The organism is Streptomyces sp. NPDC057280, assembly GCF_042668605.1.
Lineage (GTDB): Bacteria > Actinomycetota > Actinomycetes > Streptomycetales > Streptomycetaceae > Streptomyces.
This window is the reverse complement of record NZ_JBHUYR010000006.1, coordinates 462,227-475,023: the sequence shown is the minus strand read 5'-3', so window position 1 is coordinate 475,023 and position 12,797 is coordinate 462,227. Positions and strand designations below refer to the sequence as shown.

Annotated in this window: 12 protein-coding genes; 5 read left to right on the top strand and 7 right to left on the bottom strand. The window is 72.8% G+C overall.

What is annotated here, in order from left to right; all coding sequences use genetic code 11:
* Positions 1–17 precede the first annotated feature (17 nt).
* Positions 18–1,274: an MFS transporter gene (locus ACFUO4_RS32220; RefSeq protein ID WP_383491508.1), complete on the bottom strand. Its 1,257-nt coding sequence runs from the start codon at positions 1,272–1,274 to the stop codon at positions 18–20.
* Positions 1,275–1,355: 81 nt separating this feature from the next.
* On the opposite strand from ACFUO4_RS32220, the gene ACFUO4_RS32215 reads away from it, so the two are divergent.
* On the top strand, positions 1,356–1,961 hold the full coding sequence (locus tag ACFUO4_RS32215) for a YciI family protein (RefSeq protein WP_383491506.1): 606 nt from the start codon (positions 1,356–1,358) through the stop codon (positions 1,959–1,961).
* Between the two features lie 9 nt (positions 1,962–1,970).
* Here the strand turns inward: ACFUO4_RS32215 and ACFUO4_RS32210 are convergent, their stop codons facing one another.
* From ACFUO4_RS32210 to ACFUO4_RS32195, 4 genes are all read right to left on the bottom strand, one after another.
* The gene (locus tag ACFUO4_RS32210; protein ID WP_383491504.1) at positions 1,971–3,770 is read right to left on the bottom strand and encodes a SpoIIE family protein phosphatase; all 1,800 of its coding nucleotides are present in this window, start codon (positions 3,768–3,770) and stop codon (positions 1,971–1,973) included.
* A 48-nt stretch (positions 3,771–3,818) separates the two neighbouring features.
* Positions 3,819–4,502 (bottom strand): class I SAM-dependent DNA methyltransferase, encoded by a 684-nt coding sequence (locus ACFUO4_RS32205; protein ID WP_383491502.1) that lies wholly within the window; start codon positions 4,500–4,502, stop codon positions 3,819–3,821.
* 62 nt (positions 4,503–4,564) lie between these two features.
* Positions 4,565–5,149, bottom strand: coding sequence for a hypothetical protein (locus ACFUO4_RS32200; protein WP_383491500.1), 585 nt, complete (start codon positions 5,147–5,149; stop codon positions 4,565–4,567).
* A 224-nt stretch (positions 5,150–5,373) separates the two neighbouring features.
* Positions 5,374–5,769, bottom strand: a complete 396-nt coding sequence (locus ACFUO4_RS32195; protein WP_383491498.1) for an STAS domain-containing protein — start codon at positions 5,767–5,769, stop codon at positions 5,374–5,376.
* 181 nt (positions 5,770–5,950) lie between these two features.
* Between ACFUO4_RS32195 and ACFUO4_RS32190 the strand changes: the two genes are divergently transcribed.
* Together ACFUO4_RS32190 and ACFUO4_RS32185 are read left to right on the top strand one after the other, a co-directional pair.
* Positions 5,951–6,670, top strand: a complete 720-nt coding sequence (locus tag ACFUO4_RS32190; RefSeq protein ID WP_383491496.1) for a helix-turn-helix domain-containing protein — start codon at positions 5,951–5,953, stop codon at positions 6,668–6,670.
* 140 nt (positions 6,671–6,810) lie between these two features.
* Positions 6,811–7,437 carry a hypothetical protein gene (locus ACFUO4_RS32185; protein WP_383491494.1) on the top strand — a complete coding sequence of 209 codons (627 nt, stop codon included), beginning with the start codon at positions 6,811–6,813 and terminating at the stop codon, positions 7,435–7,437.
* Positions 7,438–7,498: 61 nt separating this feature from the next.
* Here the strand turns inward: ACFUO4_RS32185 and ACFUO4_RS32180 are convergent, their stop codons facing one another.
* Entirely contained in the window at positions 7,499–7,915 is a 417-nt protein-coding gene (locus ACFUO4_RS32180) for a pyridoxamine 5'-phosphate oxidase family protein (RefSeq protein ID WP_383491492.1), read from the bottom strand.
* Positions 7,916–8,176: 261 nt separating this feature from the next.
* Between ACFUO4_RS32180 and ACFUO4_RS32175 the strand changes: the two genes are divergently transcribed.
* Positions 8,177–8,872 (top strand): response regulator, encoded by a 696-nt coding sequence (locus ACFUO4_RS32175; protein WP_383491596.1) that lies wholly within the window; start codon positions 8,177–8,179, stop codon positions 8,870–8,872.
* A gap of 119 nt (positions 8,873–8,991) precedes the next feature.
* Positions 8,992–10,716 carry a GAF domain-containing protein gene (locus ACFUO4_RS32170; protein ID WP_383491490.1) on the top strand — a complete coding sequence of 575 codons (1,725 nt, stop codon included), beginning with the start codon at positions 8,992–8,994 and terminating at the stop codon, positions 10,714–10,716.
* A 64-nt stretch (positions 10,717–10,780) separates the two neighbouring features.
* Here the strand turns inward: ACFUO4_RS32170 and ACFUO4_RS32165 are convergent, their stop codons facing one another.
* Complete coding sequence (locus ACFUO4_RS32165) at positions 10,781–12,727, bottom strand: PAS domain S-box protein (RefSeq protein WP_383491488.1); 1,947 nt, start codon at positions 12,725–12,727, stop codon at positions 10,781–10,783.
* Positions 12,728–12,797: the final 70 nt, after the last annotated feature.

Sequence of the window (12,797 nt, the reverse complement as noted above, 5' to 3'; positions counted from 1 at the left end):
GCATCCGACCCACGAGTCTAGGAACCGGCGTTCTCCAGGGAGGAGGCCGACACTCTGCCCGCCGGGGAGCGCAGGGTACGGACCTGCGGTGACAGCAGGGCACCCGCCGTGGCCAGCACCACCAGGGCTGAGCAACCGGCCAGGGCCGGGCCGAGACCCACGGCGGCGGCGATCGGTCCGGCGACCAGGAGACCGAGCGGGGCGAGGCTGAGGGAGCCGAACCAGTCGTAGGAACTGACCCGGGACAGCACGTGTTCGGGGATCTCCCGCTGGACGGTGGTGGACCACAGCACCCCGAAGACGTCACTGGCGACACCGGCGACGAACATCGCCGCGGCGATCACCCACACCGGCGCCCGCACGGCGAGCAGCGCGATGGGGACGGCGGCCGGGAACATGCACGCCACGGCGACCAGGAGGGGGCGGCGCACCCGCACCCGGGCGGCCAGCCCCGCCCCGGCGATCGTCCCCACGGCCTGTGCGGCCACCACGACCGACCACGCGCGCGCCCCGCCCAGGTGCCGGTCGGCCGTCAGCGGTCCCAGGACACCGAGGTTGGCGTTGAGCGCGGCGACCACGACCGCGCTCTGGGCCACCACCACCCACAGCCACTGCCGGGAGGCGAACTCCCGCCATCCTTCGCGCAGTTCGGTCCAGCCGGAGGCCTTGGCGCGCGGTCGCGAGGCCACCGGGAGCCGGGCCGTCAGGGCGGCGCTCGTGGCGAAGGAAGCCGCGTTGAGTGCGAGGGCCCAGCCGGCGCCGACCAGCGCCACGGTCACTCCGGACAGCGAAAGGCCCAGCAGCAGGGCCGAGTTGGTACCCATCCGCAGCAGCCCGTTGGCGCGCTGCAGTCGGTCGGCCGACACCAGCAGCGGCATCAGCCCGTCCATCGCGGGGGCGAACAGAGCGGTGGCCGTCCCGGCGGCGACGGCCAGCAGACACATGCCCACGAGCGGGGCGTGACCGCTCAACACCATCGCCGCCAGCCCGGCGTACGCCGCCGTGCCCAGCACGTCCGCCAGGACCATCAGCCTCGACCGCGACATCCGGTCCGCGATGACGCCGCCCGCCGGCACGAACACCAACTGTGGCAACGCCTGGCAGGCCAGGACCAGGGAGAGGCGGCCCGCGCCCGCCCCCGGCAGTGCGAGCACCGCGAACGCGAGCGCCACGCGTGCGAAACCGTTGCCCAGCACGGAGACGACGCGTGCGCACAGCAGCAGGACGAAGCGCTGGTCACGCCACAACGGCGACGGACCCGAAGAGCGTGTCATGGCCACGGACCCTAGAAGATCGACGCCGGGAGAGGATGTGAACCGGCCAACCCGGACCGACGACCTCTCAGGGGGAGCGACATGGAGTACTTCATCTACTGCCGGGACAGGGCGGATTCCCTCGACCTGCGCATGCGACTGAACGAGGACCACTGGTCGTTCATGGACGATTATGCCGAGGAGATGATCGCGCGCGGGCCCACGTTCCCGGCCGAGGGCGACGGTGTGAGCGGCAGCATGCACATCGTCGACCTGCCCGACGCGGCCGCCGCGCAGCGGTTCGCGTTCGAGGAACCCAACTACAAGGCCGGTGTCTACCGTGACGTGCTCATCCGCCGTTGGCGGAACACCCTGGGGCGCACCATGTGGGAGTACACGGGAACGACGGCCGGATTCGGTCGCTTCCTGATCATCGCGCACGGCGGGCCGGAAGCGGCCGCGGATCTGGAGGAGCTGGACGCGGCGCAGCGGCGCTATTTCGACGACGGCTTCCGCGACCGGCTGATCGCGTACGGGCCGCTGCTCGCCGAGGACGGGGTCACCTGGCTGGGCACCGCCGTGCTGGCCGAGCTCGCGGACCGCGAGGCCGCCGAGGCCATGATGGCGGGCGAGCCGTATGCGCGGGCGGGGCGGTACGAGAGCGTGGAGATCCATGACTGGCGGTTCGGCGGGCGCCCGGCGGACTGACCGGAGGGCTCACCGAGGGGCGGCGTCGGGGAGCGGCTGCTCGAACCAGACGACCTTTCCCGTGCTCAGCCGCGTCGCCCCCCAGCGCTGCGACAACTGGTCGACCAGGAACAGTCCCCGGCCGCCCTCGTCGCTCAACCGGGCGTGCCGCATCCTCGGTACCACCGGGGAGTCGTCCCCCACCTCGCAGCGCAGCACATCCGTGCGGAGCAGGCGCAGGGTGATCGGGCGCGAGGCGAACCGCACGGCGTTGGCCACCACCTCGCTGACCATGAGCTCGGTGGACTCGATCAGGGAGTCGAGCCCCCAGCGGCCCAGCGTCCTGCGGGTCAGCCGGCGGGCCTGGCCGGCGGTCTGCGCACGCGGCGCCAGGTACCAGTACGCGACGGTCTCCGGGAGCAGGCCCTCGAAGCGGGCGGCCAGCAGCGCGACGTCGTCGTCGCGGTCGCCCCCGCCCAGCGTGCCGAGTGCCGCGTCGCACAGGGTCTCCAGGGTGGGGGACGGGTCCCGGGCGGCGGCCGACTGGAGCCGGGCCCGCAGGCTCTCGATGCCCGTCACCACGTCGGAGTCGCGGGACTCGACCAGGCCGTCGGTGTAGAGCAGCAGGGTCGCCCCGGCCGGCGCGTGGATCTCGGTGGACTCGAAACCGCCCCCGCCCACCCCGATCGGGGCCCCGGGTGGGACGGACAGGATCTCCCCGTGCCCGTCGGGATGCAGCAGCACCGGCGGCAGATGGCCGGCGTTGGAGACCAGCAGCCGCTGCAGGACCGGGTCGTAGAGGGCGTACAGACAGGTCGCGGTGTGCTCGGTGCCCAGCCGTCCCGCCTGCTCGTCGAGATGGTGCAGCACCTCGACGGGGGGCAGGTCGAGCAGGGCCAGGGTCTGCACGGTGGTCCGCAGCTGCCCCATGATCGCGGCCGACGTCATGGAGTGGCCCATCACGTCGCCGATGACCAGCGCGACCCGGTTGCCGGGCAGCGGGATCGTGTCGTACCAGTCGCCGCCCACCTGCGCGGTCCGCGAGGCCGGCAGATAGCGGCTGGCCAGACGGACGCCCGGCGGCTCGGGCAGCGACGGCGGGAGCATGGTGCGCTGAAGCGCGTCGGCGACGGACGCCTCGCGGGCGTACAGCATCGCCTTGTCGATGCCGAGCGCGGTGTGGGTGGCGAGCTGGGAGGCGACCAGCAGATCGTCGTCGGTGAAGCCGGGACGGTCGGCACCGCGCAGGAGGGTGACGCTGCCGAGGACGTGGCTACGGCCGTGCAGGGGGGCGAGGATCAGGCGCCGGCCGGGCGGCAGCGCCGCGGGCGCGTGGGCCGCGCCCAGCAGTTCGGCCACCGTGGCGGCCGCGTTCGGGGCGTCGCCGAAGATCGGCCGGCCGTCCCGCAGCCGGGTCGCCAGCGGGCCGCCCACGGCGGGATGGACGGCCTCGGCCGCGGAGCCCAGGGCCTGCGGGGTCGTCTGCTCGGTGGTGGACAGCCGCAGGACACCGGGGACGGGGCCGGTCTCGTCGCCCACCGGCAGCGGGTCGTACAGATGGACGAGGGCCGTGTCGGCGAAGGCCGGGACGGCCGCCCGGCACAGCTCGGACAGCGTCTCGTCGAGGTCCATGCCGCGGGCGATGCTGCGGGTCGCCGCGTCGAGGTACCGCAGCCGGTCCGTCTGCGCCTCGGTCCGGCCCTCGGCGGGGCGGTCACCGGCCACGGGCGCAGGGCCGGAGCGCATGGGCCGACGGGAGGCGGCGGCACGACCGAGCGACCCGGCCGCCTTGCCGCCGGTGCGCTTGCCGCTCCCGAGGCGCTTCGTCATGCGTGTCCTTCCCGCCGGCCCGCGTGGGGGCGGCCGGAACAGGAGTCGTCAGGCCTGCCTCCGTCGGCAGCGCAGGAAGATCTGCACCTCGGGCGGGACGTCCGCGGAGGCCGGGGCGTAGGTGAACGAGGACTCGTCGATGATCTCGAAGCCCGCCGCCTCGACCACCTCGCGCAGTTCCTCCCTGAGATAGCCGGAGACCCGGATGCTCTCCCCGACGAACGGGATGGAGAAGTCGTCGACGTCGGCCTCCACCATCGACAGCGCGAACAGGCCGCCCGGCACCAGCAGGTGGTGGACGGTCCGCAGGGCCAGGGGGATCTCCGCGCGCGGCAGCATGAGCAGCGAGAAGAAGGCCGCCACCGCCTCGAAGCGGCCGAGGTCCACCGGGCCGCCCGCCCGCAGATCGGCGATGTCCGCCTGCTGGAACCGTCCGCCGGGCACGTTCTTGCGCGCCAGCGCCACCATCCCGTCCGACAGATCGACGCCGACGACTTCGAAGCCCGCGTCAGCCAGCTGGAGCGCGGTCGGAATGCCCGTGCCGCAGCCCAGATCAAGGGCGCGGGCCCCGGTGGGCAGCGACCGGATGAGCCATTCGGCGGCCGCGACCTGCCCCTCCTTGTGCGGGAAGGCCTCGTCGTAACGGTCCCCGAGGGCGTCGAAAGCCGCGGCCTGACCCGTGCGGTCGAGCCGGATGTTCCCGTAGCCGGAGTCGTCGGCGGGGCTGCTCACAGGACTGCTCCTTCGGTGCCGCTATGGGGCGATTTTTTCATAGTTGCACCGAAGGGGAAGCGTCAGGCCGTCGTGTGGCCCCATTCCGGCCCGACCGTGTCCCATTCCCTGGCCCAGCCCTCGATCCGGCGTCGGTCGAGCCGCCACCGCGCGACTGCTGCGGCGCCGACGACCAGGCCGCTCAGGGCGAGGCCGGCCCCCGCGCCCAGGAAGCCCGCCTCCACGGCCGCGTCGGTCGGGCCCGGCGGCCGGCTGGTGAGGTCGCCCCGCCGGTTCGTCCAGACGGTGACCGGCGAACCGGCCGTCAGTCCGGCGTCCACCAGGGTGCTGCCGGTGCGGCGGGTGCCGTCCGTGGCCGTCCAGCGGACCTTCGCCGCGGCGCGGTCGCTGTAGACGGTGCCCCTCGCCCCGGTCGTCCGGGGCACGTCGACCAGGAGCACCGCCCGGACGGGGGCCCGGTCGGCGCGCTGCCGGGCGAAGGTCTCATCGGCGGCGCGGGCGGCCACCATCCCCACGAGCGTCCCGCCCACCGTGACGAGGACCCAGACGACCAGCAGGAGCCAGGCCTCCAGAACGTCGTCACGTCGACGCAGCGGGTTGCTCCGCCAGCGCCGGCACCACTGCTTCGTACGCCTGCTGCCGCGCATCGGTCGCGCCCCCTTCTGTCCGTCACTGTGAGGAAGGTGGCATCGCGGCGCGCACCACGGCAGGGGCCGATCAGTCGGCGTCGCCGGGCTGTTCGGGCCCCAAGTGCGGACGGTGGAGGGGCCGTTCGGCCCGCGCGCGAGAACCCGGTCCGCCGGAACGGCCGCAGGGGTGCCGACCGCGCCGAACGGCCGCAGACGGGGGACCGACGGCCCCGTGGGCCCGCTCAGCCGGCGGCGCGTTCAGCTAGCCGACGGGGACGGCGCCCGGGGGCTGCATGCTTGGGCGGGCGGGAGAGTACTTCGAACGCCTCGCCCAGATCCACGCTTCGCAGCATGCCCAGCAGGCGTGCGCTGTCGGTGACCAGACGGAGCCGACCGCTGCGGGCGAGGACCCGGTTGCGGGCCCGGCACAGGGCGCGCAGTCCGCTGCAGTCGATGAAGGACACCTGACGCAGGTCCAGCACCAGATCGGGGAACGCGCCGGCGGTCAGGAGGTCGAGGCGGGCCGAGAGCGGCGGCCCCGTGCACAGGTCGATCTCACCACGCAGTTCCACCACGGTCGTGCCGCCGACGCGACGTTCCGTGTGGCAGGGCGTCGACTCCTCGTGGTCCTTGTACATGATCCGAGACAACCTCGTACCCCGGGACGGCGGAAGGGCCGACCGGCCCAAGCGTGCACCGACGATCGGGGTTGATGCTGAAACAGAGACATCCCAGGGGGACGTCAGGAGGACCGCGGACGAGGAGCCGGTCCTCCCCGGGCCGCGGCGGCGGTCCGGTACGAGCAGGAGGTGAGTGATCGTGGCCGACACGACATCATCCGGTACGGCGGCTCGCACCGAACGTCCCGGAGGCGATCTGGGACGACGCCTCGTACAGCGACGCACCGAACTCGGGCTGACCCGGGCCGACGCGGCCGACCGGGCGGGCATGTCCTGCTCCTACCTGCGCTACCTGGAGGAGTCCTCCGCCGCGATCCCGGGCCGGAGCGCCCTGCTGCGGCTCGCCGCCGCGCTGGAGACCGAGGTCACCGCCCTCACCGGCGGCGGGACCGAGGCCCCGCCGGGCCGGGGACAGGCGGCCCGGCACGCCGAGCTGGTCGCGCTGAGCGACGCGGAGTGCCGCCGCCGGCTGGGTACGCACGGGGTGGGCCGCATCGCGCTGACCACGGCCGACGGGCCGACGGTCCTGCCCGTCAACTACACCGTCGTCGACGGCACGATCACCTTCCGGACGGCACCTTCCACCGCTCCCACCGAGGCCGTGGGCCACCGCATCGCCTTCGAGGTCGACCACATCGACGAGGCCATGAGCCGGGGCTGGAGCGTGCTCGTCCGTGGCACGGCTCGGCATCCGGAGGACCCCGGCACGGTCCGCCGGCTGACGGAACGGGCGTACAGCGCCCCCTGGGCGGGCGGCCGGCGCGAGCTGTGGGTGTGCGTGGACGCCGACGAGATCATCGGCCGGGAGATCCGCGAGCTCCCGGATGACCCTCACACCCACTCTGCCCTGCGGTACTGAACGGGCCCGGCGGACAAGGCCGTTCGGCCCTCCGCCCCGGGCCTCGCAGCCCCTCCGCTTCCGGCCGGCGCAGCGGGACATTGAGGGTGCGACGACAGTCGTCCAGTGCCGAGCGTCACCCCCTGGAAGGGATGAGCACCATGGCCGTTCACGATCATCCGCACCGTCACCCGGGATTCCGCTTCCCGTCCCTGCGCAGGAGTGGCACGGCAAGCTCCTCGACCGAGGCGAGCGCTGTCACCACGGCGACGGCGACCAGCCCGTACGTACTGGCCGTGCTCCGCATTCTGACCGGGTTCGTCTTCCTCTGGGCGTTCCTCGACAAGACCTTCGGCTTCGGCTATGCCACCCCGTCCGGCAAGGGCTGGATCGACGGCGGCTCGCCCACCAAGGGCTTCCTGAGCGGGGTCGCCGCCGGCCCGATGGAGTCGACCTTCCACGACTGGGCCGGAGCCGGCTGGGCGAACTGGCTGTTCATGCTCGGTCTCCTCGGGATCGGGCTCGCACTGATCGCGGGCATCGGACTGCGGCTCGCCGCCGTCGCCGGCACGGCGATGATGGCGCTGATGTGGATCGCGGAGTGGCCGCCCGCCAAGCACCTGTCCGACGGGTCGCTGAGCATGTCGACCAACCCGTTCACCGACTACCACGTCGTCTACGCCATCGTCCTGATCGCCCTCGCCGCCGCGGGCGCCGGTGCCACCTGGGGGCTGGGCAGGGCCTGGGCGAGGCTGCCCTTCGTCAGCCGGAACCGCTGGCTGATGTGAACGGTCCGCCGGCCCGCACAGGGGCCACGCCGCACGGACGGCGCGGCCCCTGTGCGGGCGTTCAGGCGTCCGCCGCGGTGAGCAGGATCCCGGTCACCAGATCGGGGTGGATACGGACCGCGTAGTCCATCGTCTGCTCCACCCACGGGCGCAGCATCGCCCGGTAGCGGGCCAGCTCCCGCGGGTCCGTCACCAGATGGGCGTAGCCGGTGACGACGACGCTCCAGCCGAGATGGGTGTCGGGGTCGATGAGGTCGGCCTCGTAGGCGACCACCACGCCTTGGCCGTCCGCCTGGCCGGTGTGCGAGGTCAGGGCCGCGCCCTCGTGGGTGCGGATGACGATGTCGCCGCCGTCCACCACGTGATTGACCGGGCGGATCTGCGGCAGCGCGTGACGGGTGAAGACGACCCGGCCCAGGGGCACCCCTGCGAGCAGTCTCAGGGCTTCGGAACTGTCCAGTTCCCTCTTGATGGTCATGAAGGTCTTCCGTGAGCTGCGGCGCTGATGGTGCGTCCTGCCGAAGGATGGAGGACAGATCGATGGAACGCCCGGCAGCGGGGGAAGGCTAGGGCCGTTCGGCCCTGCCCGGCGTGCGCACGGCCCCTCGGGAGCGCGGCCGGGGCGAAAGAGGGCCGATCGGCCCTGGTCTTTCGGCCCGGGAACGAGAAGGATCTCCAGGAGAGGCCGATGCGACCCGCTGGCGGGCACCGGCACGGCACACGGGACGAGGAGCGTTCGATGGCGGACGGCGCGGCACAGCCCGGCCCCGACGACCCGATCAGGGTCTTCCTGCTGGACGACCACGAGGTGGTACGACGCGGGGTGCGCGACCTGCTCGACGACGAACCGGACATCACCGTCGTCGGCGAGGCTGGCACCGTCGAGCAGGCCCTGGTCCGGGTCCCCGCGCTGCGTCCGCAGGTCGCCGTCCTCGACGTACGCCTGCCGGACGGCGACGGGGTGACCGTCTGCCGGGAACTGCGCTCCCGCATGCCCGAGCTGACCTGTCTGATGCTGACCTCCTTCGACGACGAGGAGGCCCTGCTGGACTCGATCATGGCCGGGGCGTCCGGCTATGTCCTCAAGCAGATCCAGGGCTCCGACCTGGTGTCGGCCGTGCGTACGGTGGCCGCGGGCCAGTCGCTGCTCGACCCCAGCGCGACCACGAAGCTGATGGCCCGGCTCCGCCAGGGACAGAAGCAGGAGGAGGAGCCCGAGGCGCTGCCGGGCCTGACCGAGCGGGAGCGCGAGATCCTCGCCCTGATCGGTGAGGGACTCACCAACCGGCAGATCGGGCAGCGGCTGTACCTCGCCGAGAAGACCGTGAAGAACCACATCTCCCGGCTGCTGGCCAAGCTCGGCGTGGAGCGGCGCATCCAGGCCGCCGTCATCGCCACCCAGGCCCAGGACCGGCTCCGGCAGGAAGGCCGCTGAACCCGGCCGCGGCACGGGCAGTCCCGGGCTCCGTACCGTTCGCTCCGGCGGACCGATACCGTGGCAGGAAACCGGCACGGTCGGCTGCAGCAAGGCGTACGGGACCGGGAGGATCGCAGGTGGCAAGCTCCGAGGAGTTCGAGCGGGCCCGGGTGCGGCTGCCGCAGCTGAGGCTGGACGAGCTGCTGGAGGAGCTGCAGGCCCGGCTGGACGCGGCCCGCGGCACCCGTGACCGGGTGCACAGCCTCCTGGAGGCGGTGCTCTCGGTCGGCCGGGAACTCGACCTGGAGCAGGCGCTGCGCAGCATCGTGGAGGCCGCGGCGGTCCTGGTCGACGCGCGGTACGCGGCCCTGGGCGTGATCGGCTCGGACGGCAAGCGGCTGTCCGCCTTCCACACGGTCGGTGTCGACGAGGAACAGATCGCCCGGATCGGCCCCTACCCCGAGGGGCACGGCATCCTCGGCGAACTGATCACCAATCCGCAGCCGCTGCGGCTGGCGAAGCTCTCCGAGCATCCCGCGTCCTACGGGTTCCCGGCCCACCATCCGCCGATGAACACCTTCCTCGGTGTCCCGATCCGGGTGCGCGACCAGGTGTTCGGCAATCTGTACCTGACGGAGAAGCGCGGCGGCGCCCAGTTCGACGAGGAGGACGAGTCGGTCCTGTCGACGCTCGCCGTCGCCGCGGGCGTCGCCATCGACAACGCCCGCCTCTACGAGGAGTCCCGGCTGAGGGAGCGCTGGCTGCGGGCGAGCGCGGAGATCACGCACGGCGTGATGTCCGGCATCGAGCGCGGCGAGGTGCTGCGCGTGATCGCCGAACGGGCCCGGGAGATCACCACCGCCGTGCTCGCGCTCGTCGCCGTCCCGGTCGAGGGCACCGGCTCACTGACCGTGGAACTGGCCATCGGCGAGGCAGCCGAGGCCTACCGCGGACTGCTGGCGCCCGCGGACGACGGTCTGATCGGCCGGGCCTTCACCAGTGGTGTCCCCGCCACCATCGCCGACGTCTCACGGGACACGTGGACCGCGGCCGTCCCCTCGGGGGTGACCGGGCTCGGTCCCGGGGTGGCCGTGCCCATCGGGACGGGGGAGGGCGTACGGGGTGTCGTCCTTCTGGTGCGGGAGGCGGGACATCCCGCGTACTCCGGGCGGGAGATCGAACCGCTCCAGGCGTTCGCGGCGCAGGCCGCGGTCGCCATGGAGCTCGCGGACCGCCGGCGTGACGCGGCCCAGATCGCCGTCCTCCAGGACCGCGACCGGATCGCCCGCGACCTGCACGACCTCGCGATCCAGCGGCTGTTCGCCACCGGCATGACGCTGCAGAGCGCGGGCCGTTTCATCGACCACCCCGAGGCGTCCAAGCGCGTGCTGCGGGCGGTCGACGACCTCGACGAGACCATCAAGATCATCAGGTCGACCATCTTCGGCCTGCGGGCCCGCGAGGACACACCCGGCTCCGGGCTGCGGGCCCGCGTGGTGCGCGTCGTCGGGGAGGCGGCACCGGTGCTGGGGTTCGCGCCGAGCGTGCGGATGGAAGGGCTGCTGGACACCCACGTGTCCAAGGACGTCGCCGAGCACGCGGTGGCCGTTCTCTCGGAGGCCCTGACCAATGTCGCCCGGCACGCCCACGCCACCCGTGCCGACGTGGTGCTGGCGACCGACGGTCGCGACCTCCGGTTGACCGTCTCCGACGACGGTGTGGGCATCCCGGCCGAGGGCCGCCGCAGCGGGCTGCGCAACATGGCCGAACGCGCCGAACAGCTGGGCGGGGAGCTGGAGTCGACCTCACCGCCCGGTGGCGGGACGACGCTCGTGTGGCGGGTGCCCGTCCAGGAGCCCTAGCGTCCGCCTCACGCCTCACGCCTCACGCCTCCCGTCTCATGCCTCACGCCTCACGCCTCGCGCCTCACAGCTTCAGCGTGAACCACGTGGTCTTGCCCTCGTCGGTGGGCCGTACCCCCCATCCGTCGGCCAGCGCGCGCACGAGCAGCAGACCGCGGCCGGACTCCTCGTCCTCGGCCGCCATCCGCGGCTGGGGCAGGTGCGGACTGTGGTCGCTCACCTCGACGGTGAGGTCGGTGGCGGTACGGCACAGATGCAGCGTGATCGGGCCCTCGGCGTGCTGGACCGCGTTGGTGAGGATCTCGGACAGCAGCAGCCGGGCCTCCTCCGCCGACTCGGCGCACTCCCAGGCGATGAGCGCCTTGTTGAGGAACGTGCGCCCCTCCGGGACCGACGACGGCAGCGCCGGCAGATCGGTGGTGAGCGCCGCCAGCGGCGCGGCCGGCAACTGCGCCAGCAGCAGGGTCACGTCGTCGTCGTGGCTGTCGGCGTCGGGCAGCAGGCTGGTCAGGACGTGGTCCGCGGCGGTCTCCAGAGAGGGGGTGTCGACGAAGAACCCGTCCAGGACGGAGGTGAGTTGACCGAGGCGCTCCTCGATGTCGCTGCCGGGCGTCTCGATCAGTCCGTCGGTGTACAGGACGAGGGTGGCACCGGGCGGTATCTCGGCGCACGACTGCTCGTAGAGGATGCCGCCGACGCCCAGCGGCGCGTTCACGGGGGTCGTCAGCGCGCGCACCCCGCAGCCCGGGGGAGCGACCAGCACCGGCAGATGACCGGCCGAGCAGACGGTGACGGTTCCGCTGTCCGGCGCGACGACCAGATAGCAGCAGGTGACCAGTTGGTCGGGGACGTCCAGGTCGGCGACACAGGTGTCCAGGGCCTGCATCAGCTGCCGGGGCTGCATGCCGGTCTTGGCCAGGGCGTGTGCGGCGGAGCGCAACTGGCCCATCACCGCGGCGGCTTCGAGGCCGCGGCCCATCACGTCACCGATGAGGACCCCCACCCGGCCGGCCCCCAGCGGGATCAGGTCGAACCAGTCGCCGCCCACGCCGGCGCCCTGGGTGGCGGGCCGGTACCGGCTGGCCATGGCCAGGCCGGGGACCGCGGACGGGGTGCCCATCAGGCTGCGTTGCAGGGTGAGGGCGATGTGCCGCTGCTGCTCGTAGAGGACGGTGAGTTCGGCCTCGGCGCGCTTGCGGTCGCTGATGTCCCGGACGATGGCGCAGGCGCCGACGACCGTGCCGGCGGTGTCCCGGGTGGGCCACAGGGTGACGTCGACGTCCAGCAGTTCCCCGGCGCGGGTCAGGCGCAGGGTCTCGAAGTGCTCGACCTTCTCCCCGTGGCACAGCCGCTTCAGCAGGGCGGTGACCTCGCCCCGCTTCTCCCTCGGCGCGAGCACGGACACGTGGCGGCCGATGGCCTCCTGGGCGGTGTAGCCGTAGAGGCTCTGTGCGGCGGCGTTCCAGTAGGTGATGTAGCCGTCGAGGGTCTTGGCGAGGATCGCGTCCTGGGACGACTCCACGAGCGCGGCGAGCTCGTTGATCCGGGCCTCGGCGGCCCGGCGGTCGCTGACGTCACGTACGGCCGCGGAGACCAGCAGCCCGTCCGCGGTCTCCAGCGGCGAGAGGCTGATCTCGACGGGGAACTCGGTGCCGTCCTTGCGCAGTCCGTGCAGATCGAGTCCGGCGCCCATGGGCCGGACCTGGCGGTTGGCGGCGTAGCCCCCGCGGTGCCGGGTGTGGTGCGGGCGGAAGCGGTGCGGGATCAGCAACTCCACGGGATGGCCCAGGAGTTCCTCGCGGCGGTAGCCGAACAGGGCCTCGGTCTGGGCGTTGACGAGTTTGATGATGCCGCCGTCGTCGACGATGACCATGGCGTCCGGGGCGGCTTCCAGAAGACCCCGGAACCGGTCCTCGTCGGCCCCCGGTTCGGTCGGACGGGCCGGCGCGCCGCAGGCGCACGGCGTCAGTCCGGGGCCGTCCGCCACGTTCGATACCGGAATCAGACCCATGTCTCTCCCCACCCGCTGCCGGTGACGGTTGGGGTCATCTCACCGCACCCGGACGGGAATCGAGACGCTA